Origin of the sequence: Streptomyces albus subsp. albus (assembly GCF_000719865.1) — a bacterium.
Lineage (GTDB): Bacteria > Actinomycetota > Actinomycetes > Streptomycetales > Streptomycetaceae > Streptomyces > Streptomyces albus_E.
In genome coordinates this window covers 17,024-40,823 of sequence record NZ_JOID01000040.1, presented here as the reverse complement: position 1 = coordinate 40,823, position 23,800 = coordinate 17,024, and the positions used below count along the sequence as shown (strand labels likewise).

Below are 23,800 nucleotides of genomic sequence, written 5' to 3'. Positions count from 1 at the left end.
ATGACAAACGCGACTACATCTTCAATGGCACTCTGACCGTCACCGCGATCGTCATCTGGCTCCGAGACACCGTCCAAGAGCCATCAGAAACGACCTAGCCCGCAGCCACCTCACGCGTCCGGATTTCTGACATCTGCCGAACCACCTCCCTTCTCGTGTGCTGCGAGCGTAAGCGGACGACCCGCCGGGACTCAACGCTTTTTCGGGTGACTTCTCCGGACAGGGCGGCCGGCCGCGCCAAGCCCCCTGGCCTCGGCCGCCGGCCCCGGTCCCGCTGCCTGTCCCCGTCTCCGTCGACCGGCCCGTTCCGCCTGCTGCCCGCCCTCCGGCCGCCGGCCCGTCTCCGGCCGCTTCCGTCCGCCCCGCTCACCGCCCTGCCCCGTCCCGCCCCGGGCTCCGTCCCAACCACCGATCCCGTCCGGCCGGTTGCGGCGCGCTGCCCTCCCCGGTCGTCGCCCCGGGACACCGATTTCCGGGAACACGGTGTGGGCTCCATCACGTTCGAGTTCAATGAAACGGAGTACGGAACAGGGAGCACGTACAAGCGCCACAAGCGCTACGCAGCCACGTCGTCTGGAGGTGCCAGGTGACTGCTCAACGGCCTTCCGGCTCGGGCCCCGTCCCGTCGGCGCGTGCCGCCGGCCCGGGCCGCGGGACCCCCGGTCCTCCGCCGCCGGACTGCGAGGACTCGGATCTGCTGGCCGCGCTGCTGGACGGTATGGACGCCGCGCTCTGCGCCTTCGACGCCGACGGTGTCGTCACCCACTGGAACCGCGAGGCGGAACGGAGCCTCGGCTGGTCGGCGAAGGAGGCGGTCGGCCGGCACGGCTTCGCGGGCTGGGCGGTCCGCACGGCCGACGCCGAGGAGGTGCGGGGCCGGCTGATGGCGGCGATGGACTCCCCGGGCCGCCGGGTGCACGAGTTCGCGCTCCTGACCAAGGACGGCGGCCGGGTCCTCGTCCGCACCCAGTCGGCCGCCGTACGGGGCGCGAACGGCGAGCCCGCGGGCGTCTACTGCGCGTTCAGCGAGGTGCACGCACAGATCGACCTGGAACGGTCGCTGGCGCTGAGCGACGCCCTGTTCGAGGACGCCGCCTGGGGCGTGGTCCTGGTGGACGCCGATCTGCGCCCGGCCGTGGTGGGTGGTTACGCGGCCCGCGCCCTCGGCCGGGAGCGCGCGGACCTGCTGGGGCGCCCGCTGGGAGACCTGCTGTCGCAGGGGGCGGAGGAACTGGAGAGCTCGCTCCAGCACGTCCTGGCGGAGGGCACGCCCCCCGCCCCCAGCGACCTGTGGGTGACGCTGTGCCCCGCGGGGAGCGACGGCACGGGCGGCGGCGCGGACCCGGCCGACGGCGGGCGGGGTCCCGGCGGTGAACGTGCCGGGGAACGTGCCGGCGGTGAACGATCCGGCCTGGAACGAACCGGCGGTGAGAGATCCGGCGAAGGGCGCCCCGGGACGACCGGAGCCGGGCCCGGACAAACCGGCGGCGAGCGCCGCTGCTGGCGCAGCGGTTTCGTCCGGCTGGCGTCACCGCTCGCCGAGGAGCCGGTGCCGCTGGGCGTCGCCTGGTTCTTCCAGGACATCACCGAGACGAAGCTGCTGGAGCGGGAGGGTTCGCTGCTGCGCTTCCGCGGCAACCAGCTGCACCGGGCGGGCCTCGCGGCGGCCGAGTGCGAGGACCCGGCCGAGGCCGCGACCGTCCATGTCGACTTCGCCCTGGCCGGGTTCGCGGACCACGCGCTGCTCGACCTGCTGCCCGCGGACGGTCCGGCCGCCGGCCGGCTGGTCCGGGCCGCGGCCACGCCGACCGGCGCCGGCGGGCCGTGCTCGGCGATCGAGCCGAGCGGGATTCCGGTGGGCTACCCCGAGGGCCACCCGGCGCCGCGGGCCGTGGAGCGCGCCGGCTCCGTGCGCTCCTCCGCGGCCGCCGGGGGCGTGGTGGACCCGCGGGACTGGGCGCGGGCCCGGCAGTGGCCGGAGGACTCGGTGCACGCGCTCTGCGTGGTGCTGCGCAGCCGTGGCCGCACCCTGGGCGTCCTGACGTTCCTGCGGGGCGCGAGCCGCCGGCCGTTCGAACGCCAGGACGCGGTGTACGCGGAGGACGTGGCGGTCCGCACGGCCGCCCTGCTGGACCTGGCCGGCCTGACCCGCACCGGTCCGCGGTGAGCGGGCGCCGTGGTGAGCACGAGCGCGCGGTGGGCACGCCATGCTGAGCACGCGCCGTGGTGAACCCGACGCCGCCGCGGCCACGGCGCCGCGACGAGGACGACGGGGCCCGGGCCCGAACCCCGGCCCCGGAATCCGCCCCCGGGGACGGCGGGGCTCAGGGGTGCCGGTAGAAGATCCGGTCGCGGTAGCCGTCCAGGACCGCCCGGTTCCAGTCGTGGCCGCCGTCGACGTTGCCGGAGCGCAGCAGCGGCGGGGTCACCCCGCGCGCCGCGAGTTCGCCGGCGGCGGAGGCCATGACGGCCTGCATCAGCGCGCTGGTCACGACGGTGGAGGCGGGCGCGAAGGGCGCGTCGATGCCGTCGGCGGTCAGCTCCGCGTCCCCCACGGAGATCTTGCTGTCGAGCACGACGTCGCAGTGGTCCTTCAGGAAGGTGCCGTGGGGGTTCCGCGCCTCGGTGGCCTCGGCGTAGGCGACGGAGGTGACCCCGATCACCGTCAGGCCGCGCGCCCCGGCGCCCCGGGCCATCTCCACCGGCAGGGCGTTGCGCCCGGACAGCGAGATGATCACGAGGAGATCGCCGGTCCGCACGGGGGCCGTGCCGAGCACGGCGTCCGCGAGCCCGTCCACCCTTTCGAGTGCGCTGCCGAGGGTGGCGGGTATGACGTCGACCCCGGTCACCCCGGGTACGGACAGCAGGTTCATCAGGGCGAGACCGCCGGCGCGGTAGACGACGTCCTGGGCGGGCAGCGAGGAGTGCCCGGCGCCGAACGCGAAGAGCCGCCCGCCCGCGGTGACGGTGTCGGCGATCAGCGAGCCGGCCCGGAGGATCCCGTCGCTCTCCTCGTCGCGGATCCGCCGCAGCAGGCCGACGGCGGCGTCGAGGAACCGCCCGGGAAGCTCCGCGGCGGGCTGGGGGACGGGCTGCGCCGCGAGCTGTGCGGGGTGGTGCCCGGGGGGCCTGCTGTCGCTCATGGCCGTGGGGGCCCTTCTCGTAGGGGTCCGTGGAAGGTCCGGTGCGGGTCCGCGGCGGCTCCGCCGGACGTCTGCCGGACATCTGCCGGACGTCTGCCGGGGCCTGCGCGGGACGCGGGGTGGCTGCCGGAGCCGGTGGAGGGGTCCGCGGGAGTGCCGCGGGAGTGCGCGGCGGAAGCCCGCGGGAGGCACGCCGCGGTGGCGTCCCGGCCGGCCCGGCCCCGCGGCGATCACGGTGCGGCCCGGACCACTCTGCTGTCAATACCGCACCGGGCCGGTGCACGACAGGGGCCGCTTGTCCCCGGCATGCGCAAGAATTGGAGCCGGGGCCACCGCACCATCAACGAGGGGCACGCATGTCCGGACTCATCGACACCACGGAGATGTATCTCCGCACCATCCTGGAGCTCGAGGAGGAGGGTGTGGTGCCCATGCGCGCGCGGATCGCGGAGCGGCTCGACCAGAGCGGTCCCACGGTCAGCCAGACGGTGGCGCGGATGGAGCGCGACGGGCTCGTGACCGTGGCCGGTGACCGCCATCTGGAACTGACCGAGGAGGGCCGCCGGCTGGCCACCCGCGTGATGCGCAAGCACCGGCTGGCCGAGTGCCTGCTGGTCGACGTCATCGGTCTGGAGTGGGAGCAGGTCCACGCGGAGGCGTGCCGCTGGGAGCACGTCATGAGCGAGGCCGTGGAGCGGCGCGTGCTGGAGCTGCTGCAGCATCCGACGGAGTCCCCGTACGGCAATCCGATCCCGGGCCTGGAGGAGCTGGGCGAGGCCGGCGGTGCCGACCCGTTCCTCGGTGAGGGCGTGATCAGCCTGGTCGATCTGCGGCCGGGCACGGAGAGCAAGACGGTGGTCGTCCGGCGGATCGGCGAGCCGATCCAGACGGACGCCCAGCTGATGTACACCCTGCGGCGGGCGGGGGTGCAGCCGGGCTCGGTGGTGAGCGTCCGGGAGTCGGCGGGCGGCTTGCTGGTCGGCAGCGGCGGGGAGGCCGCGGAGCTGGAGGCCGACGTCGCCTCCCACGTGTTCGTGGCGAAGCGCTAGGGGTCGTCCGGGGCAGGACAGCCGGTCTCACCCGGCCGGGATGACGCTGCCCCGCATCCTTGCCCGGCGTGTCTGCCCCCGCGTGCCTGCCCGTTGTGCCCGTCCGGCCGGGGACGGCGACTCCTCGGGCGGTTCTCGGGGAGCGGTCTCCCGGGCAGTGCCGCGCAGGGCTTTCCCGTCCCGTCGCCGGCGGGCCGCGCCTCCGGGGGCGGGCGCGGAGCGGCGCGCACGGAGGCGCGCCGGGTGCGGACGGTCCGTCAGAAGCGCGGGCGCGAGGGGCACACGGGGGCTGGATTGAGGGCGTAGGGGCAGCGCGCGGGCGCCCGGTCGTGTCACTCTGTCGCTGAGGCATATGGCGCTGGGGCATTCGCGGGGCGCCCGCTCTGTCCGCCGACCGGGAGGTGTGCGCGATGGGCCGAGGGAACCGGACCGGTGCCGAGGCCCCGGCCGAGGCCTGCGCCGGAACCGCCGCGGTGTGCGGACGTTCGAAGGCCCCGGCCCGCCATGGCGCAGCCGGGGCCTCGCCTCCCCGTGTCCCGCCGGGCGACCCGGAGCCCCGAGCTCCCAGGGTCGGTGCCGGCGTTCTCACCTCGTTCCTTCCATCCCCTCGGCCGCGACGGCCAATCCTTGAGAGCTGTCACCCGTACGAGGGTTCTTGTACGGCGATGCGGCTCCACAAGCCCGTGTTCGAATAAGAGTTCGATACTGTGTCGGTGGTTCACCCACGCACGGCACGACCCCGCGAGACGCACGAACCGCACGCCCGACGGCACGCGACAGGCACGGCAGGCGCGATGCGCAAGCACGGCACCAACCACGAGTGCGACGCGAGTGGCAGGCACGGCGGGAACGACAGGCACGGCAGGAACGACAAGCACGGCACAGAGCGGCCGGCAGGACAACGCAACTGGCAGAACAGCACCGAAACGGCAGCCGGAAGGAATGGGGGTGCCAGATCACATGATTCGGCGCATCAACACGACCGGAGCCGACGGAGTCCGGCTGGCCGCCTGGGAGTTCGCCGATCCGCCCAAGGGCGTGCGGGAGGGCGGGGCGGCCCCGGCGGCCCTGCTCCTGCACGGCCTGATGGGGCGCGCCTCCCACTGGGCGGAGACGGCCCGCTGGCTGTCCGCGCGCCACCACGCCGTCGCCCTCGACCAACGGGGCCACGGGCGCAGTGAGAAGCCCGCCGGCGGCCCGTACACGCGGGAGGCCTACGTCGCCGACGCCGAGGCCGTTCTGGAGCGGCTGGAGCTCGGCCCGGCCGTGCTGATCGGCCACGCCATGGGTGCCCTGACGGCCTGGCAGCTCGCCGCCCGCCGCCCCGATCTCGTCCGGGCGCTGGTGATCTGCGACATGCGCGCCTCCGCGCTCGGTGCCCGTTCGCAGCGCGAGTGGGAGGAGTGGTTCGCGTCCTGGCCGCTGCCCTTCGCGACGCTCGCGGACGTCCGCAAGTGGTTCGGTGAGGACGATCCGGCCCTGGAGCGCCCCCGGCCGTCCCGCGGCGACTTCTTCGCGGAGGTGATGGCCGAGCGCGCCGACGGCTGGCGTCCGGTCTTCTCCCGCCGGGCGATGCTGCGGGCACGGGAGTCGTGGGTGCACGACGCCCACTGGGACGAGCTGGCGCAGGTGCGGTGCCCCACCCTCGTCGTCCGGGGGCTCGACGGCGAACTGGGCCGGGCCGAGGCGCAGGAGATGGTGCGGGTGCTGCCGCGGGGCGAGTACGCCGAGGTCCCGGACGCGGGGCACCTGGTCCACTACGACCGGCCCGAGGGCTGGCGGTCGGTCGTCGAACCGTTCCTGGGGAGCGTGGCCCCGGCCTGAGGGACCCGGCCCGACGGCGGCGGCCCGGGCGGCGGCGGGTGGCGGCGGGCCGGGGAGCACCCGCCGCCCGAGGCTGCCGCCCTTGCGGCGCAGGTTCAGCTTGCGCGCGCCGACCAGCACCCGCACGTCCGCCAGGGGCGTCGCGCAGCCGTCACCGCCTCCGGTAGCCGCTTCGGCGCCACGGGCTTCGGTGACGCCGAACCACCAGACCAGTCCGGGGCCGAAGCCCCGGCGCGTATCCGCACCCGCGCCCCGCCGCCCGCGGCGGTCAGGCCTTGCTGACCGCCGCCAGGATCTCCGGCAGCCGGGCGGCGGTCCTCGGGGCCGCCAGCCGCAGGCCGAGACGGGTGATCCCCCAGCCGTAGAGCGCGCCGAGCGGCAGGATCAGCCACAGCCAGGCGTGGGCGCCCGCCATGTGCATCCAGATGACGAGGGCGAGCAGCGGCGCGCACAGCAGCGCCGCCGCGAGCATGCCGCCCATGATGCTCAGCCACGCCAGCCCGGCCTGGCCCGGTGCGACGTTCTTGAAGCCGCTGTCCTGCGGGATGGAGTACGGGAAGCGCTCGGAGGCCACGGCGCCCGTCGCCAGCATGGCGCCCAGCAGGGCCAGCGAGACGCCCAGGGCCTCCGGGAGCGCGCTCCAGTCGCCCAGCAGGAGCGAGGAGACGACCACCACGAGCGTCACGTACGGCACCGCCACGACCGCCAGGGCCAGCGCCCGGCCGCGGAGTTCGAGATAGGCGTCGCGCGGCGAGGAGATCGTCTGCGCGACGATCCAGAAGGCGGAGGTGTCCTGCCCGAACTGGTTGTACATCTGCATGCCCAGCAGCCCGGCCGCCCAGCAGGCCGCGTACGGGCTGCCGTTGCCCTGCACCGCGTAGACCACCGGCAGCAGCAGGCCGATGCCCAGCGCCGAGACCCAGCCGGTCTTGGCCTTGGGGTCGCGCCAGGCGTAGCGCAGGGTGCGCTCCATGGCGGTGCCGGTGCGGCCGGGCGGCAGCAGCCGGGTGAGGCCGGAGCCGTCGCCGGAGGGCTTCTTGTCGGGGGTGGTGGCGGCCTGCAGCGTCGAGCCGTCGGGGGCGGTCATCAGCCGGGTGAGGCTTCGCTGCCACCACCACACGAGCAGCGCCAGCGCGGCGCCGGTCAGGGCCAGTTGCGCGGCGGCGCCGGCGTACGAGCCCTCGCCCGCGGACCGTACGGCGTCCAGGGCGGAGGCCGGGGGCACCCAGCGCAGCACGTCCGCCGCCGGTTCCAGGACCCGCAGCCCGCCGGGCTCGGACAGCTTCTGCACCCCGAGGTTGACGAACTGGGCGCCGACCGCGATGAACAGGCCGCTGAGCAGGGCCAGATCGCGGCCTCTGCGGCTGGTCAGCAGCCGGACGTTGGCGGCGGCCACGGCGCGGGACAGCGCCACGCACACCAGCAGCACCAGCGGCGCGGCCACGACGCCTGTGACGACCGCGGCCGTGCCGTGCGCCACCGCGACCACCGAACCGGCGGCCAGGGTCAGCGTGAACAGCGAGCCGATGCCGATGAGCGAGGCCACCAGCAGGGAGAGCGCCAGCGGGGCGGGGCGCAGGGGCAGCATCACGAGCCGCGTCGGGTCCAGTGTCTCGTCGCCCGAGGCGAAGAACAGCGGCATCACGGCCCAGCCCAGCGTGAGCAGGGCGGTGATCGCCAGGACGAGCGCCGGCGCGTGCTCGTTGCCGCGCAGGGCGATCAGGCCCAGCAGTTGCAGCGCCGCGAAGAGCAGGGTGAACACGAGCGACGCGATGTAGGCGGCCTTGCGGCCGGCGGACTGGCGCAGGCCGTTGCGGAGCAGGGACAGCTTCAGCCGGACGAAGACGGCCGTGACGGCGGCTCCTCCGGCGGAGCGGGGCGCGGCCGGGCGCCCGGCGGCGGCGAGCGCGGTGCCGGTACTGGTGCCGGTGTCGGTGCGGGGGCCGGTGCCCCGCGGGGTGGATGCGGTGGTCACCGGGCGCCGCCGCCCAGCCAGTCCAGGCTCTGCCCGGTGTCGTGGCCGCCCGCGCCGACCAGTTCGAGGAAGGCGTCCTGAAGGGTGGGCGCGTCACCGCGCACCTCGGCGAGCGGGCCGCGCGCGCGGATGCGGCCCGCGGCCATCACCGCCACCCAGTCGCACAGGCTCTCGACCAGTTCCATGACGTGGCTGGAGAAGACGACGGTCGCGCCGGAGGCGGTGTAGCGCTCCAGCACCCTGCGGATCGTCTGCGCCGACACCGGGTCCACTCCCTCGAACGGCTCGTCGAGGAACAGCACTTCGGGGTTGTGGAGCAGGGCGGCGGCGAGGCCGATCTTCTTCCGCATGCCGGTCGAGTAGTCGATGACCAGCTTGTGCTGGGCACCGGCCAGGCCGAGCACGTCGAGCAGCTGTGTGGTCCGCTGGTCCACCTCCTCGCCCGGCAGCCCGCGCAACCGGCCGGTGTACGCGAGCAGTTCGCGTCCGGAGAGGCGTTCGAAGAGGCGCAGGCCCTCGGGGAGGACCCCGATGCGGGACTTCACAGCGACCGGGTCGGCCCAGACGTCGTGGCCGCCGATGAGCACCTGCCCGGAGTCGGGGCGGAGCAGCCCGGTGACCATCGACAGGGTCGTCGTCTTGCCCGCCCCGTTCGGCCCGACGAGGCCGATGAACCGCCCGGCGGGCAGCTCCAGATCCACCCCGGCGACGGCCGCCTGCTCACCGAAACGCTTCCACAGCCCCCGCACCCGAACGGCGACGGGGGCTTCGGCCGCGCCCGGCGCCCCGGCTGCCCCGGCCGCCACTCCTGCTCCTGCGTTCGTGCCTGCTTTCGTGGCCGCTGCCGCTGCTCCCGGCTCCGTTTCCGCAGCCGCAGCCGCAGCCGCAGCCGCTGCTGCTTCCGCTTCCGTTCCTGCCGAGCCCGCCCCGCCGGCCCCGCCGGCCCCGTAGGCCGGGCCGGTCCGGCCGGCAGCGCCGGTCCCGTCCGCCCTCCGGGCGCCGTCCGCGGCGCCGGTCACGGTGTCCGCCGCCTCAGCCGCGCCGGTCCCGCCGGCTGCCGCTCCGGCCGCCGGGCCGGTGTGGTCGGCCCTCTCCGTCGTCCGCTTCTCTGCCACGTGCCGCGCCCTTCATCGTCCCCGTGTTCCCCCGGGAGAGCCTCTGGTCCGGTCGTCCCGGATACGCACCCTACGGGGCGCCCGGGGAACACACGTCCGACCGCAGGAGGAGCCTGTCGGCGTTGCCGCCGGGCGACCGGCCCGCCACGCCTCCTCCCATGCCCCTGCCCACGCTTCCCCTTCACGCCCCCCACGTCTCCTCCAGCGAGCCGCCGGCCGGCCGGTGCTCCCGTCTGCTCCCTCCGGGTGCGCCCCCCGCGCACGGCCGTCCCCTCCTCCCGGGGAACAGCGGCTTCCGGAGCCATGGCCGTGGCTTCGCAGGCTTCCCGGGTCCCTCCGGTTCTCCGGCAACCCGCTCCGGCGGACGCGCCGCCGGGCGTGCGGGCCGACAGGTGGCGGCCCGGCGGCACCGCTCACCACGGCCCCGCGCCCGCTGCGGCGCGGCTTCCGCCCGCGGCTCGTCGCGCCGTACCGGAACCCGGCGCGCCGTGCGGGGCGTCCGCGGACCCCGTCCCCTTCGATCACCCTTTCCCGGGCCGGGCGCGGGTACGGCTTCGCGGTGGTGCGACCCGGCGCACCGCGTCCCCCTCCGGGGCGCACGGATGCACCCGTGGGGGCGCGTGAGCGACCGGTGCCGTGCGGGCGGGTAGTCCGTACTGCGGCGTCTTGCGCAGGATCAACCCGCTGAACGATCCCGTAGGTACTGATCAGATGACATGGCAGGAATAGCCGGTACGTCCCCGTGGGGAGCGTGGACGGGACCGGCACCACCGGCACCACCCGCCGACCACGCTCGCGATCATCAAGGGGGTAGAGGCATGGCAGCCAGGCCGCTCGTCGCACGCAGGCCCAACGAAAGGCTCGCAGCGCTGATACAGGAAGCCGGCTGCTCCAACGCCGGGCTCGCCCGCAGGGTGAACCTCTGCGGCGCGGAGCACGGTCTCGACCTGCGCTACGACAAGACGTCGGTGGCCCGCTGGCTCCGCGGCCAGCAGCCCCGCGGACGCGCCCCGGCCGTCATCGCGGAGGCCCTGGGCCGCAAGCTCGGGCGCACGGTCACGATCGACGAGATCGGCATGGCCGACGGCAAGAACCTCGCCTCCGGGGTCGGACTGCAGTTCTCGCCCACGGTGCCCGGGGCGATCGAACAGGTCTGTGAGCTGTGGCGGAGTGACGTGGGCCGCCGCGACTTCCTGTCCGGCTCCTCCGTCGCCTCCTCGGCGCTGGTCGAGCCCAGCCGGGACTGGCTCATCACCGGAACCGACCAGCAGGTGGCCCGCGCGGGTGGCGCGCGGGTCGGCATGACCGACGTCGAGGCCGTACGGGCCATGACCGGGGCGCTGACCGAGCTGGACCACCGCTACGGCAGCGGACATGTGCGCCCGGTCGTCGTGCACTACCTCAACAGCGTGGTCTCGGGGCTGCTCGGCGGCTCCTACAAGGAGTCGGTGGGACGCGAACTGTTCTCGGCCGTCGCCCGGCTGACCGAACTGGCCGGCTACATGGCCGTCGACACCGGCCAGCCGGGCCTGGCCCAGCGCTACTACATCCAGGCCCTGCGGCTCGCCCAGGCCGCCGGGGACCGCGGCTACGGCGGCTACGTCCTCGCCGCCGGCATGAGCCACCTGGCCGCCTCCCTCGGCAATCCGCGCGAGATCGCGCAGCTGGCCCGGGCGGCGCAGGAGGGGGCGCGCGGCCACGTCACTCCGCGGGCCGAGGCGATGTTCCTGGCGGCGGAGGCGCGGGGGCACGCGCTGATGGGCGACGGCGCGGCCTTCACGGCCGTCGCGGCGCGCGCGGTGTCGGCGATGGAGCGGGCCGGCAACGGCGACGACCCCGCCTGGATCGGCCACTTCGACGAGGCATACCTCGCCGACGAACTGGCGCACTGCCACCGCGATCTGGGCGACGCCGGGCCGGCCCGCCGCCGGGCCGAGGAGGCCCTCGCCGGTCACCCGGAGGGACGCGTGCGGCGCCGGGCGATCGGACTGCTGCTGCTGGCGGCGGCCCAGACGCAGCAGCGTGAGGTCGAGCAGGCATGCGACACGGGGACGCGGGCGCTGGAGCTTCTCGGCGGCCTCCGTTCGAACCGGGGCGCGGAATACCTGGAGGACTTCCAGCAGCGGCTGAAGCCCTTCGCGGCCGAACCGGCGGTACGGGAGTTCGGCGAGCGGGCGGCGGAGCCGGTGGCGGCGTAGGCGGGCCGGGCGGCCGGACCGGGAGGGGCGGCCGGATCGGGAGGGGCGGCCGGATCGGGAGGGCCGGGCAGTGCCGCTCCGGTCCGGTTCCGTCCGGGCGGGACAGCGGCGGGACGGGCCGGCGGCGGAACGACGCCGGGACAACGGCCGTACATCCGCGCGTCATTGGCCCGGAACCGTCCGTTCGGAGCCGTGCCGTGGCTGTGACCGGGCGCGTGGCAGAGGCGCGAGGGGAACCGGTAGCGTGAACGGAGCTTCCGTAGTGGTCCCCGCACAGCCAAGGAGTCCTGGTGTCGCAGAGCGGACAGGGCAACGAGCCGCAACGTCACGCGTACGAGGGCATCGTGCTGCCGTCGGGTGGCGGCGAGCCGCTCGTGCCCGAGCGGCACACGGCACCCGCCGCCGGACAGCCGTGGGGACAGCCCTGGGGTCCGGAGCAGCAGGACCGGCAGCAGCCCTCGGACGGGCAGCAGCGGCACGAGCAGCAGCACGGGCAGCAGCAGTACGAACAGCAGCGGCACGAGCAGCAGCAGTACGAGCAGCGGCAGCCGGAGCAGCCGCAGCAGCCGCCCCGGTACGAGCAGCAGCCGCCCCGGCACGAGGCGCAGCGCCCGCAGTACGAGCCGCAGCGCCCGCCGTACGACCCGCAGCAGCAGCAGCCGCAGCCGCCGCAGCAGCACTACGACCCGCAGCGGCACCGTGATCCCCTGCCGCCCGCGCCGGGACCGATGCCGCTGCCGGCGGAGGAGACGCAGGTGCTCCCCCCGCAGGCCCCGGCACCTTCGGCATCCCCGGCACCTCCGGCGCCGCCGTCCGACGCCGAGGCGACCCAGCTCATATCGCCGGTGGCCGGGGGACCGCTGCCGCCCGAGAGACCTGCCGAGTCCACGACCTTCCTCGGCCGCCGTCCCGCCGGCGGCCCCGCGCCGCTGCCCCCGGAGAACGGCCCGGACGAGCAGGCCACCCAGTACCTCGCCCCCGTACCGGGCGACGGCCCGGCCCCCGGCCGGCCTTCCGGCCCGCCGCCCGCCGCCGCGGCGCCGCCACCGGTGCCCGGGCAGGCGCCGTTCGGCATCAGGCCCGGCGCGCCCGGCGACCGGCAGCCGCCCGCGGAGTTCGACGGGCTGTTCCGGGACTCCCGTGCCGCCGAGGCGCCGGACGCCACCCAGCAGATGCCCCGTTTCGACCAGCAGTCCCCGCCTCCGCCGCCGTCCCAGCAGGGTTACGGGCAGCAGCAGTTCCAGCAGCCGCCGCAGGGCCGCGCCGCGCGCCGCAACGCCGAGCGCAAGCGGCCGCTCTCGCCGGTCGCGCTCGCCGGGATCGTCATCGGCGGCTGTGTCGTGGCCGGGCTGGCGGCGGGGGCGGCGCTCAGCGGCGGGGACGAGGACCAGTCCGGAGAGGACGACAAGAGGCCGGTCGCCGCGAGCCAGTCGGCCGGGACGGAGCCGTCACCGGAGGCGGACCCGGTCAAGGAGCAGGCCGAGGCGCTGGACGCGCTGCTCGCGGACAGCAACAACAGCCGGGACGCGGTGATCAAGGCCGTGCAGAACATCGGCGCCTGCAAGAACCTGCCGAAGGCCGCCTCGGATCTGCGGGACGCGGCGAAGCAGCGCAACGAACTGGTCACCCGGCTCGGCGAGATCTCCGTCGACCGGCTGCCCGAGCACGCGTCGCTCACCGCCTCGCTCACCAGCGCCTGGAAGGCGTCGGCCGCCGCCGACAACCACTACGCGGCCTGGGCCGACCAGGTCGCCTCCGGAAAGGGCGGCTGCAAGGGGGGCAAGGCGAAGGTGACCGGCCAGACGGCCAAGGGGAACACGGCCAGCGGCCGGGCCACCGAGGCCAAGAAGAAGGCCGCCGCGCTCTGGAACCCGATCGCCAAGGAGCACGGGCTCACCGAGCGCCAGTACCTGCAGCTCTGACCGGCCCGCGGCCCCGGCCGGCCCGGGCTGGGGGCTGCCCCGGCCCCGCCCCCTCGGGGTCCGGAGTGCCCGGCTCCGGGCCGCCGGCCTGGCCGCGCGGGGCGGAGCGGCGCGGGGCGGAACGGCGCCGGGCGGAACGGCGCGGGGGCGGAACGGTACGGGGCCCCGGGTCGCACGAGGTGGAGTCGCACGAGGCCGGCCGGCCGTGCGGAACGAGACCTCCGGTGGTCCCGCGCCGGATCGGCCGCGTCCGCCGCTGATCGCCGCGCTGCCCGTCCCGCCGCGCCGCCCGCGTCAGTCCCCGCCGTCCGCGTCCGCCCGCGTCACTCCGCGGCGGCCTGGCTCTGCGCGTAGGTGTAGCGGCGCTCCAGGGTCTGGCCCACGTTGACGAAGCCGTCGTGTGTCGCCACCAGCCGGCCGTTCCGCACCTCCTGGAAGGACACCATCGTGTTGGCTATCCGCGGATAGTCGCCGGCCCCCAGCATGTCCTTGTAGCTCCAGCTCAGCTCGGGTGTCAGCCCGCCGGTGCCGATGCCGTCGGCGCCGATGCCGCTGTCGAGGGCCTGGCGCAGCGACCGGCCCGTGACGGCACCGTCGCCGATCGACTCGATCAGCCGGTGCAGCACGGTGTAGGCGATCCAGGTGGTCTGGACGCCGGGGTCGGAGACGTCGACGCGGTTGTCGCTGAAGGCGTGTTCGCGGACGACCGCGCGCATCCTGTCCCAGGCGGGGTCGTCCGCCGCCGGGTACCAGCTGGTGATGGAGGCGCCCTCGAAGGGGCTGTCGGGGCCGCCGGTGCGGTCCACGAGCGACTGCTGGACGCTGCCGAGGACGGAGGCGAGCCGGATCTGCTCGCTGTCCTCCCGCAGCCGCCGGAAGGAGTCGAAGAAGGTGTCGGTGCGGTCGCCGAGGGCGGCGGTGACGCACGCGCCCTCCGTGCCGCGGTTGTCGACCTCCAGGAGGTCCAGGGCCAGCTCGCTCTGCGCGGTGTACTGGGAGGCGTCCTCGGGGGCGCGTACGTCGCTGGCCCGGTCGCGGTCGCCCTCGGCCAGGCCGGCGCTGATCAGGGAGGGCATCTGGTCGCCGTTGATGGTGTCGGGGCGCACCAGGGTCACGCGCTCGCACTCCGCCGCGAGCTGCCGGCCGCTGCCGGCGATCAGGGTGGCGTGGCCGCCGTTGACGGGGTAGGAGAGCGGGCTGGTGAACTCCTCGTCGGTGACCCCGTATCCGCCGATGTAGGGGATGCCCTCGGATTCGAGGGGCGACATGAAGGCGCGTCCGTGCTGGCTGTAGGAGCCGACGACCGCGGCGACCTCCTCGGCCACGGCGCGGCGTGCGCAGCGTCCGGCGCTGACGGTGTCGTTGCGCTCGTTGCAGGTGATGACTTTGAGCTCGCGGCCGTTGATGCCGCCGTTCTCGTTGACCCAGCGCGCATAGGCCTTGGCCATGGCCGGCATGCCGGGCATGTTCGTCGCCGAGGTGCCCTCGGGGGCCCAGGTCATCACGGTCACCGGGTCCTTGGTGGCGCCCGAGGCGCCGGTGAGGGTGCCGCAGCCGGTGAGGAGCGAGGCGCAGACGGCCGTCGCCGCCGCGACGGTCACCGCCCTGCGCGGAAGTGGGGGGGTGGGGCGTAGCCGTCCAGTCATGGACAGCGACGATTCCGCTTCGGCGGTAACGTCACCGTGATGAAAGGTCAACGGATGGTGACAGGAGGGTGAACAGCGGGGGTGCGGACGGCCCGCCGTCGAACGGAACGTACCATTCCGTCCTGTGCAGGGTTCGGAGAGGTCTTCCCGTCGCGGCCACCGCTCACTCAGTATGGGCGGTATGCCGCTCAATGACATGCCCTGGTGGCGCTGGCGCGCCCATGTGCGTTCCGCGCTCCACATGCTCTCGGACCCCGTCTTCCAGCAGGAGTGCTGGCTGCCCGGCCGGGAGGGATACGGGGACGTCACCGACGCCGTCTACCGGCTGGTCGAGGACACCTGGCTCGACAACTGGTCGGCGGAGAAGTACGTCGGGACGATCTTCCGCGACTCCCAGGAGGCCGCGCTCGTCGACGTCGCCGTGCTGCGGGTGCTGCGCATCATGCACCAGGTCGGCCCGGACGCCCCCGTCGCGGTCTACCTCGAACACCATGGCTGGCCGGAGGCCGTACGGGCCGCCCGGGACGCGCACGTACGGCTCGCGCAGAACGACGGCGAGGACCCGGACGCCCCGCCCCGCTCCCTGGACGCGCTCGCCCTCCTGAGCCGGGCCGTCTGAGGCGGGCCCGGGGCAGGCGGGGCGCGGGCCGGGGCGTACGGGCGGGCCGGTGGCGGCCGGGTGACGGCCGGGCGGTGTGCACCGGCGCGTGCGGTGACCGACCGTGATGTGGACCGGGCCCGTGGTGACCGGGCGGATGTGGGAGCCTATGGGGTCATGAGCGAGTCGCAGCCCGCCGCCTCCGGGCAGGCCCCCGAGCAGTACATCCTCACCCTGTCGTGTCCCGATCAGCAGGGCATCGTCCATGCCGTGTCGAGCTACCTCTTCATGACCGGCTGCAACATCGAGGACAGCCAGCAGTTCGGCGACCACGACACCGGACTGTTCTTCATGCGGGTGCACTTCAGCGGCGGTATCGCCGGCCAGGGCCGGTACGGCGGCCGCCCCCCGGGCGAGGACGGCCCGGCCCAGGAGCCCGTGACGCTGGAGAAGCTGCGCGCCAGCTTCGCCGCCATTGGCGACTCGTTCCGCATGGACTGGCAGCTGCACCGGGCCGACCAGAAGATGCGCGTCGTGCTCATGGTCAGCAAGTTCGGGCACTGCCTGAACGACCTGCTCTTCCGCACTCGGATCGGGGCGCTGCCGGTCGAGATCGCGGCCGTGGTGTCCAACCACACGGACTTCCGCGAGCTCGTCGAGTCCTACGACATCCCGTTCCACCACATCCCGGTGACCAGGGAGAACAAGCCGGAGGCCGAGGCGCGGCTGCTGGAACTGGTGCGCACGGAGCGCGTCGAGCTGGTCGTGCTGGCGCGCTACATGCAGGTGCTCTCCGACGATCTGTGCAAGCAGCTCTCCGGCCGGATCATCAACATCCACCACTCCTTCCTGCCGAGCTTCAAGGGCGCCAAGCCCTACCACCAGGCGCACGCCCGGGGCGTGAAGCTGATCGGCGCCACCGCGCACTATGTGACGGCCGATCTCGACGAGGGCCCGATCATCGAGCAGGAGGTCGAGCGGGTGGGGCACGAGGTCAGCCCCGAGCAGCTCGTCGCCGTCGGCCGTGACGTGGAGTGCCAGGCCCTGGCGCGCGCGGTGAAGTGGCACAGCGAGCACCGGGTGCTGCTCAACGGCCACCGGACCGTCGTCTTCACCTGAGGCACCGCCCCGGGGCCCCGCGGCCGCGGCACCGCACTGCGGCACCGCACTGCGGCACAGCCTGAACACCGCCCCTGCGGTACCGCACCCGGGGTGCCGGGAGACCGGGGCTCCGGCGCTCCGCGCCCCCGCGCCGGGGGCGTTACGGGCCGGGGCGGGGCGGGAACCGGAACGGCCCCCGACGGGCCCGGCTCACGCCCCGGCGCGCCGAACCCCGGCTCCCGCCCCGCCCCGGCTCACAGCCGCGACAGTGAGGCCGCCGCCGCCAGGACGTCGTGGATCGCCTCCCGGTCCCCCTCCTGGCCGGCCGCCGCCTCCTCCGGCGGTATGTGACCCGCGGCGAGCCGGCAGAACTCGGTGCCGTCCAGGGCGACATGAGCCACGGCCTTCTCCGGTGCGGGTGCCGCGGCCGGTGAGTCCAGGGCGATGTACCAGTGGCCGCCACCGCTGCCCTCCACCTCCAGATGCAGGGTCCGGCCGGGCGAACCCGCCGTGACCAGCCCGCGCGGCGGCCCGGCGAGGCCGTTCCGGCGGCGCTGCGCGAGGGCGTCCGGCAGCAGCCGCACGGTCAGGTCGATCATGCGGTGCAGATGCGGCGACAGCGGTGGCCGGTACGGGTAGTCCACGGCCTCCGCGATGTCACCGGCGCGCACCCAGCAGGCGAAGGCGCGTTCCAGGAACGCGTCGCTCAGCGGCATCGTCAACGCGCCGTAGGGCACGGTCAGTCCATGGGTGTCGCGCAGGGACACGGCGCGGACCAGGGTGTGTGTCTGCTCCCGCCAGGAGTTCCGGACCACGGCCGGCGCGGGGGCGGCCGGCCGCTGCTTCCAGTAGGCCTCCGACCGGTCCGCCGGCGAGACGCGGCCGTCCGGCTGCGGGGCGTCCTCCCAGGGGTCGCCGAGCCCCAGGGCGGCGGCCACGAGGCCGTCGACCGCCGCCAGTTGGCCGAGCGCCCCGGCGACGGTGGCGGCGCGGCTCCGTTCCCGCCGCCCGTCGAACCACTTGAGCAGCACCGGAGCGCGCCACTCCGACTCGCCCATGTCGCGCAGCAGGGCGTCGAGCCGGGCGGTCTCGGCGTCGTACGGAGCCGCCCACTCCGGGACGGGGATACGGGCCGGGCGGCGCCCGAGGCAGCCGGCCAGCACCCGGGAGCGCAGCTGCGGATCGAGATCGAGGTTGTCCTCGGGATGCAGCAGGGCGACGGCGTCGCGCAACCGCAGGGCCTCGTCGGCGCAGGGCGCGCAGTCGGTGAGGTGGGCCTCGACGGCGGCGGTCTCCTGGGCGGAGCAGGCGGCGAGGGCCCAGGCGCCCAGCAGGGACTTGAGCACCTTGTGGTCGGTGGGCGGCGGGCCCGCGCCGGGAGGTATGCCGTTGCCGAGGGCGTGACCGGTGGCCGCGCCGGGCGTGGGCGGTGCGGGCGGCGGGGGCGGTGGGCCGGGATCGGAGGGGTCGTTCACGGGTTTCTCCCGTAACCGGGCGATGAGCCGGTGCGGTCACCGTCACCGGTGCGGTTGTTCGCGGACGAGAGCAGTTGCAGGCCGAGCCGGAGCCGCCGTCGGGCCTCGTCCTCGGTGACGCCGAGATCGGCGGCGGCCTGGCGGTAGTCGCGGCGCTTGAAGTAGGCGAGCTCCAGTGCGTCCCGCAGCGGCGCCGGCATGGAGGCGACGATGTAGTCGGCGCGGGCGGCGCGGGAGGCGGCGCGCACCTTCTCCTCGACCTCCTCCGGGGTCCCGGCGCCGTCGGCGCGCATGCGCTCGGCCTCGGCGGCCCGCAACCGGTGCACGGACTGCCGCTGGGCGAGGGAGGCGATCCAGGAACGCATCGGGCCCTGTCCGGGGTCGTAGGCGTCGGGATGCTCCCAGATGTGGGCGAAGACGTCGCGGGTGACCCGGTCCGCCGCCTTCACGTCTCCGAGCACCCGGTACGCCAGGCTGTGAACAAGAGAGGCGAACCGGTCGTACAGTTCACCGAGCGCGGCGGCCTCGCCGCGCGCCAGGCGCTGCTGCATCTTCCGGTCCCGCCGGTGTGGTGCGTCGTTCGCCATACGGCCCCCATTCGTGCCGTGTCGTCGTTCGGCCGCCCGCCGTTGCCGGGATCATTCCGCACTGCGCACGACGAATGTAGTGGGCGGGCCCGGCGGTGCACGCGGCTTTGCGGCAGCGAGCGCCGTTTCGGGCCCCGGCGAGGGTATAGATCTCGTCACTTTGCCCGCTGCCGCGGTTTGCGGGGGGCGGGGCTGTGCCTAGAGTCGACGGAAGAGCCGCATGACGAACGGTGTTTCGGGGGAGAGTGGTCGGACGGCGGGAACAGGAACGACTGCTTCCGGATCCGGGAGACGAAGGGACTTCGCACGCGTGACGTTGAAGGTATGGGAAGACGAGCAGGGCTCCTGGGCCATTCTCCAAGTCTCCGGCGAAATGGACCTGGTGACCTCGCCCGCGGTACGTCAGCACGTGCACGACGCGGTGGCGGACGGCCGCCGCAGCCTGGTACTGGACCTCTCCGGGGTCCGCTTCTGCGACTCCAGCGGCGTGGGCGTGCTCATCGCCGCGCGGCGGCTGATGCGCTCCTGCCAGGGGCGGCTGCGGCTGATCCTGCCGGCCCGCGGCGCGGAGGACGGCTCCCACGTCAACCGGGTGCTCGCCGCGCTGGGCGTCCGGCGGCTCTTCGAGGTCTACCCGGATGTGACCTCCGCGCTGGACGAGACGGCCCCTCCGCTCTCGGCCTGAGCCCCCGCGCTTCGGGCCCCGCGCTTGGAGCCCGGCACTTCGGCCCCGCGCCGCCGGCCCCGGCGCTTCGGGCCCCGTGCGCCGGCTCCCGGCTCCGGGCTCGCGGCCCAAACCCTTCCGCTCCCGGTCCCGCGCTCCCGGCCGCCCGCCGCCGGCGGGTCCGAGCCCCGCGGCCTCGCCCCGTGCTGTCCTGGTCCCGCCCGCGGCCGTCCGGCGGCGGCCTCGCTTCCGTTCACCGGGAGCCGGAACAGCCCGACTTCCCGGGCAGCCGGCGCTCCCGCCCGCCCGCCCGGCCCGGGCCGGCTCCGCGACGCGGTCGCCGCGGCCCTCCGTGCGCCGCGCACGCGCCGTGCCCCTCGGTGCCCCTCGGTGGCGGATTCCGCCGCGCGCTCCCCGGGGCCTCCTCCCGGCTCGCCGCCCCGGCCGATCACCACGCCGCCCGTGCCGGCCCGCCTCGGCGCGTCCCGCGCGCCCGGCGCATCGCCGGTGCACCCGGCGTCCCCGGCGCCCCCGCCTCGTCCCGGCCCGTCCCGGCTCCGTGCCGCAGGTTCTCCCGGTGCACACGGCATCCGCCGCGTGCGCCGTTCGCTCCCTTCCGTGAACTTCGCCTGAACACCGAACGTACGTACCATCATCTGAGGTCAGCCCCGTTACGACGCAACAGAGGTCACCGTGGACAGCTCTGAGTACGAGCGCAAGATCGCTTCTCGTTTCGCCTCCTTCGACCAAGACGGCAACGGCTACATCTCCCGCGAGGACTTCCACACCGCCGCGGCGGCCGTGCTGAAGGAGTTCGGAACGGCGGCCAGGTCGGACTGCGGGCAGGCGCTGTACCACGGCGCCGAGGGGTTCTGGCAGGGCATGGCCGGCATGGCCGACCGGGACGGCGATCAGCGCATAACCCGCGAGGAGTTCACGCACGGGGCGGTGAAGCGGCTGCGGGACAACCCGCGGAGCTTCGCCGAGATCGCCCGCCCCTTCCTCCGCGCGGTGCTGTCGGTGGCGGCCGGCGTCTGCTCCGGCGGGAACGGCGGCGCGCGCGGCAAGAGCGGCGGCACGGGCCGGGAGTCCGGCAACACCGTTACGGTGACGGTCGACCAGGCGCAGCGGGTGCTGCTCGCCCTGGGCGTGCCCGAGCAACTGCGCGGCACGGTCGCGTCGGCGCTGGACGCGGACGGCGACGGCCGGATCGCGGAGGAGGACGCGGTGGCCGCCTTCGCCGCCTACTACACCACCCCCGAGCCGGAGTGACGGCGGCGGACCCTCACGGACCGTACCCGCGGCGGCGGACGCCGATCGCCGCCGATCACGCTTCGTGAACCGACCGGCTCCCGGGAAGTGCTCCCGGGGGCCGGTCCGGCGTACGGCGGCGGCGCCGGTTCCACTCCGCCCCCCGCGCCCCCGGCCGACGGGTGTGCGCCCCGCCTGCCCGCGCTGCGGCCTTGCGGGCGCCGGGTGTTCGACTGACGGCTGTGCGGGTCGCACAGTATGCAGTACGCGTACTCCTTTGCGCCGGAATATGCCCGAAGCGCTTGTTCGGGTGACTGTACGTCAACCATGCTGTTCTCCGTCGGGGTCACTTTCCGTGATCATTGGGAGACGCGCGGCGATGAGTCCGCCGGTTCGGATGGTGTGAGCGGTGCAGGTGCTTCAGGTTCAGCTGGAGGTTCGGCCCGATCCCGCGGAGGTGGGACGGGCCCGGAGATGGGCGCGCTCGCGTCTCGCCGGGTCGGGGGTGGAGGGTGACGAGTCGCTGGCGGAGACGCTGCTCCTGCTGATCTCCGAGCTCGTCACCAACGCGGTGGTGCACACGGGCCGTCCGGCCGTGCTGCGCATACTGCTGCCGGCCCCGGTGGGCGGGGGTGAGGCGGGGCCGGAAGGTACGCCCGGGGCGCCCGGTGCCGGTGGTGCGGCCGGCCCGGGTGACGTCAACGGCCCGGGCGGCGCGGGCGGTTCCGCCAACGCGAGCGGTACGGGCGCGAACGGCGTGGGCGCGGGGGCCGGCCGCCGTCACGGTGCCGTGCCGGAGACGGTGCGGGTGGAAGTCGCCGACCGCAGCGCCCGTCCGCCCTCGCGGCGCCATGCCGGGGGTGACGAGACCAGTGGGCGCGGGTTGGAGCTGGTGGACGGGCTGGCCGACCGCTGGGGATGGCGGGCCGAAGGGGCGGGAAAGGCCATCTGGTGCGAAGTGGACCGGGGGGAGCCGGTGTGCGCGGTGGAGCCCGGTGAGCCGGTGGAGGTGCCGGCATCCGTTCCGGCGGCCGCCCCTGAACCCCAATGCGCCATGTCAAAACCGGCATAAATGGACATAGTTATGCCGGGGTGTTGACGTCCCGGCACCGGTTGATCACTCTGGGATTCAACGATTCGTTGTGAGGGGACGCCGAGGAGCCCGGAGACGGTGTGGCCTCGGCGAATACGGGTCGTCGTCCGGCGCGACGGTACGAAGTCCGGGTGCCGGAGCCGGGTGGTGGTCCCCGCCGTACCGGCCCGGGGTGCGTGACAGCGCACCACCGGCCGGCCGGTCCGCGGGGACCCGCGCCGGGCCTTCACCGCCCACCGGCGCCGCCCACCGGTACCGGCATCGCCCACCGGCAGTGCCACCGCCACCGGTATTCCCGGCGGCGCTGCCACAGTCGTCGGCCCCTCCCGGCGCACGGCTCCGAGGGCTCCGCTCCCCGCTTCCTCCGCTTTCCGCTTGCCGCCTTCCCCGCCCCCGCTCCCCGACCGCCGTACCCGGCTCCGGCTCCCGGACTCCCGGCTCCGGCTCCTGGACTCCCGGCTCCGGCTCCTGGACTCCCGGCTCCGGCTCCTGGACTCCCGGCTCCGGCTCCTGGACTCCCGACCCGGCTCCCCGACTCCCGCTCCCGCTCCCGCTCCCCGGCTTCCGCGTCGCCGATTCCCGCTCCCCGGCTGCGGATCCCCGCTCCCGGCGCGTTGCCGGTCGCCTCCGCCCCGCGCCGGCCCCTACCCGCTTGCGGGCCCCGACCCGGCCCGTACCTCCCGGGCTCTGCCCCGGAGGCGTCAATTCCGGTGACGGCGGACCACTCTCCCGTGGCGATAACCACCCTGCTCGCAGGGGTAATTACCCGCCTGGTCCGGCAACCGGGGAGGTAGGTGCCAGTGAGCCACACGCCCGGAGCGTCGGCGGGGTCTCCCATCGACGACGTCTTCTGCGCCCTGCTGCCCAGGCTCTACCGGAGAGCCGTCCTCGTCGCCGGCGGCCGGCAGTCGGCGGAGGACATCGTTCACGAGGCCTACCTCAAACTCGCGGCCCGCCCGCAGCGCTTCCTGGCCCACCCCGAGCCGTACGCCTACGCGTTCACCACTCTGGTCAGCGTCGCCCGGGACACCTACCGGCGGGACCGGCGGCAGGTGCTGGTGGAAGACGTGGACCGGCAGACCGGCGGCGCGGCCGGTGCGGAGGAGTGGGACGGCGGGGTCGGCGACCGGCAGGCGAGGCTGGAGACGATGCGCCTGCTACGAGGGTTGACGCCACGCCAGGCGGCGGTGGTCGTCCTGGTCGACCTCGACGGCTACACCATCGACCAGGCCGCCGAGATCCTGCGCGTCCACCGGGGCACCGCCGCCCGCCACCGGGAACGGGCCCTGGGGAAGCTGCGTGCGCTCGTCCACGCACCCGGGCGGGCCGGAGCGGAGAAGGAGGGGGCACCGTGAAGAGCCGCGAACCGGACGAGGAGACGGTCCAGTTGCTGCGCGAGCGGCTGCGGGCCGCGGACGAGGCCGTCGAAACGCCACCCGGCCTCTGGGAACGGGTCCGCTCCGGCCCGCCCGCCGTGCCCGCCCCCCGCGCCGAACCCCCGGGCCTGTGGCGGGGCCGCGGGCTCCCGGGCGGGTTCCCGCGCCGCCTGCCGTCCGGCCCTTCGCGCCGCCTGCCGTCCGGCGTACCGCGACCGGTGCCGCGTCTCCTGGCGGGCCTGACCGTCGCGGTCGTGGTGAGTCTGGTCCTTCTGGGCGCCTGGTGGCTGGCCGGTCCGCCCGGCGGCCCGGACGGCAGGGGCGGCAGGGGCGGCGGCGGAACGGACGGGCACCCCGCGGGACCACCCGCGGTGACCCTCACCGTCCACAACGCCGAGGAGGCGTGCCGGAGGCTGCGCACGCTGGAGTGCGCGCTGGGCCTCGCCAAGGACCCGTACCGGCGGTACGGCTCCCCGGACAACCGCGCGGGTCGCGTGTGGCACGGAGACCGGGTGTCCGCCGTCTGCGTGGTGACCGACGGCCGGCTCATCCGGGACGAGTCCGGCATCACCTCGCGGCGCTGGTACCTGGTGTCGGGCGGGGGCGCCGTCCTCCCCGTCGACGGCTGGCTGCCGGGTGTGCGCACCCGCAACCTCGCCGAGGTGCGGGAGTGCTCGGCGGCGGAAACCGCCGAGGGCGGACGGAGCTGAGGCCCCGGCGGCGGGCGGCGGGCGGCGGCGCCGGGCCGCGGTCGGCCCGACCCGGGCCGCGGTGGGCCCGACC

18 protein-coding genes are annotated in these 23,800 nt (G+C 74.9%); 12 read left to right on the top strand and 6 right to left on the bottom strand.

Annotation, left to right across the window (positions count from 1 at the left end; genetic code table 11):
* Window positions 1-586 precede the first annotated feature (586 nt).
* The gene (locus IF83_RS30760) at window positions 587-2,167 is read left to right on the top strand and encodes a PAS domain-containing protein (protein WP_037681694.1); all 1,581 of its coding nucleotides are present in this window, start codon (window positions 587-589) and stop codon (window positions 2,165-2,167) included.
* A gap of 157 nt (window positions 2,168-2,324) precedes the next feature.
* On the opposite strand, the gene IF83_RS0127565 is transcribed toward IF83_RS30760, so the two are convergent.
* Window positions 2,325-3,143: an SIS domain-containing protein gene (locus IF83_RS0127565; protein WP_078843951.1), complete on the bottom strand. Its 819-nt coding sequence runs from the start codon at window positions 3,141-3,143 to the stop codon at window positions 2,325-2,327.
* Between the two features lie 356 nt (window positions 3,144-3,499).
* On the opposite strand from IF83_RS0127565, the gene IF83_RS0127560 reads away from it, so the two are divergent.
* Together IF83_RS0127560 and IF83_RS0127555 are read left to right on the top strand one after the other, a co-directional pair.
* On the top strand, window positions 3,500-4,192 hold the full coding sequence (locus IF83_RS0127560; protein ID WP_030548754.1) for a metal-dependent transcriptional regulator: 693 nt from the start codon (window positions 3,500-3,502) through the stop codon (window positions 4,190-4,192).
* A gap of 960 nt (window positions 4,193-5,152) precedes the next feature.
* Window positions 5,153-6,016, top strand: coding sequence for an alpha/beta fold hydrolase (locus IF83_RS0127555; protein WP_030548752.1), 864 nt, complete (start codon window positions 5,153-5,155; stop codon window positions 6,014-6,016).
* Window positions 6,017-6,284: 268 nt separating this feature from the next.
* Here IF83_RS0127555 and IF83_RS0127550 read toward each other — a convergent pair whose 3' ends face one another.
* Window positions 6,285-7,991, bottom strand: coding sequence for a transporter (locus IF83_RS0127550; RefSeq protein WP_394297389.1), 1,707 nt, complete (start codon window positions 7,989-7,991; stop codon window positions 6,285-6,287).
* A complete protein-coding gene (locus tag IF83_RS0127545; RefSeq protein ID WP_037681692.1) occupies window positions 7,988-8,797 on the bottom strand; it encodes an ABC transporter ATP-binding protein in 810 nt (269 codons plus the stop codon). Before IF83_RS0127545 ends, IF83_RS0127550 begins: the two co-directional genes overlap by 4 nt.
* A 1,127-nt stretch (window positions 8,798-9,924) precedes the next feature.
* On the opposite strand from IF83_RS0127545, the gene IF83_RS0127540 reads away from it, so the two are divergent.
* Together IF83_RS0127540 and IF83_RS31410 are read left to right on the top strand one after the other, a co-directional pair.
* Complete coding sequence (locus IF83_RS0127540; protein WP_030548747.1) at window positions 9,925-11,304, top strand: hypothetical protein; 1,380 nt, start codon at window positions 9,925-9,927, stop codon at window positions 11,302-11,304.
* Between the two features lie 290 nt (window positions 11,305-11,594).
* Window positions 11,595-13,226: a hypothetical protein gene (locus tag IF83_RS31410; protein WP_051723476.1), complete on the top strand. Its 1,632-nt coding sequence runs from the start codon at window positions 11,595-11,597 to the stop codon at window positions 13,224-13,226.
* Window positions 13,227-13,549: 323 nt separating this feature from the next.
* Here the strand turns inward: IF83_RS31410 and IF83_RS0127520 are convergent, their stop codons facing one another.
* Window positions 13,550-14,872, bottom strand: coding sequence for an ABC transporter substrate-binding protein (locus IF83_RS0127520; RefSeq protein ID WP_030548744.1), 1,323 nt, complete (start codon window positions 14,870-14,872; stop codon window positions 13,550-13,552).
* Window positions 14,873-15,044: 172 nt separating this feature from the next.
* Here IF83_RS0127520 and IF83_RS0127515 point away from each other — a divergent pair, with 172 nt between their 5' ends.
* A complete protein-coding gene (locus IF83_RS0127515) occupies window positions 15,045-15,491 on the top strand; it encodes an SCO4402 family protein (RefSeq protein WP_030548742.1) in 447 nt (148 codons plus the stop codon).
* Window positions 15,492-15,647: 156 nt separating this feature from the next.
* Window positions 15,648-16,589, top strand: coding sequence for a formyltetrahydrofolate deformylase (gene purU / locus IF83_RS0127510; protein ID WP_030548740.1), 942 nt, complete (start codon window positions 15,648-15,650; stop codon window positions 16,587-16,589).
* Between the two features lie 236 nt (window positions 16,590-16,825).
* Here purU and IF83_RS0127505 read toward each other — a convergent pair whose 3' ends face one another.
* Window positions 16,826-18,070 (bottom strand): zf-HC2 domain-containing protein, encoded by a 1,245-nt coding sequence (locus IF83_RS0127505; protein ID WP_244177236.1) that lies wholly within the window; start codon window positions 18,068-18,070, stop codon window positions 16,826-16,828.
* On the bottom strand, window positions 18,043-18,633 hold the full coding sequence (locus IF83_RS0127500; RefSeq protein WP_030548736.1) for a sigma-70 family RNA polymerase sigma factor: 591 nt from the start codon (window positions 18,631-18,633) through the stop codon (window positions 18,043-18,045). The genes IF83_RS0127505 and IF83_RS0127500 overlap by 28 nt, the downstream gene beginning before the upstream one ends.
* Before the next feature lie 310 nt (window positions 18,634-18,943).
* Here IF83_RS0127500 and IF83_RS0127495 point away from each other — a divergent pair, with 310 nt between their 5' ends.
* The 5 genes from IF83_RS0127495 (at window position 18,944) to IF83_RS0127475 (ending at window position 23,727) form a co-directional block, all read left to right on the top strand.
* Window positions 18,944-19,318 (top strand): STAS domain-containing protein, encoded by a 375-nt coding sequence (locus tag IF83_RS0127495; protein WP_030548734.1) that lies wholly within the window; start codon window positions 18,944-18,946, stop codon window positions 19,316-19,318.
* A 672-nt stretch (window positions 19,319-19,990) separates the two neighbouring features.
* Window positions 19,991-20,569, top strand: a complete 579-nt coding sequence (locus IF83_RS0127490) for an EF-hand domain-containing protein (RefSeq protein ID WP_030548732.1) — start codon at window positions 19,991-19,993, stop codon at window positions 20,567-20,569.
* A 388-nt stretch (window positions 20,570-20,957) separates the two neighbouring features.
* The gene (locus IF83_RS0127485; RefSeq protein WP_051723475.1) at window positions 20,958-21,620 is read left to right on the top strand and encodes an ATP-binding protein; all 663 of its coding nucleotides are present in this window, start codon (window positions 20,958-20,960) and stop codon (window positions 21,618-21,620) included.
* 821 nt (window positions 21,621-22,441) lie between these two features.
* Window positions 22,442-22,996, top strand: a complete 555-nt coding sequence (locus IF83_RS0127480) for an RNA polymerase sigma factor (protein ID WP_244177234.1) — start codon at window positions 22,442-22,444, stop codon at window positions 22,994-22,996.
* Window positions 22,993-23,727, top strand: a complete 735-nt coding sequence (locus IF83_RS0127475) for a hypothetical protein (RefSeq protein WP_051723474.1) — start codon at window positions 22,993-22,995, stop codon at window positions 23,725-23,727. The genes IF83_RS0127480 and IF83_RS0127475 overlap by 4 nt, the downstream gene beginning before the upstream one ends.
* Window positions 23,728-23,800: the final 73 nt, after the last annotated feature.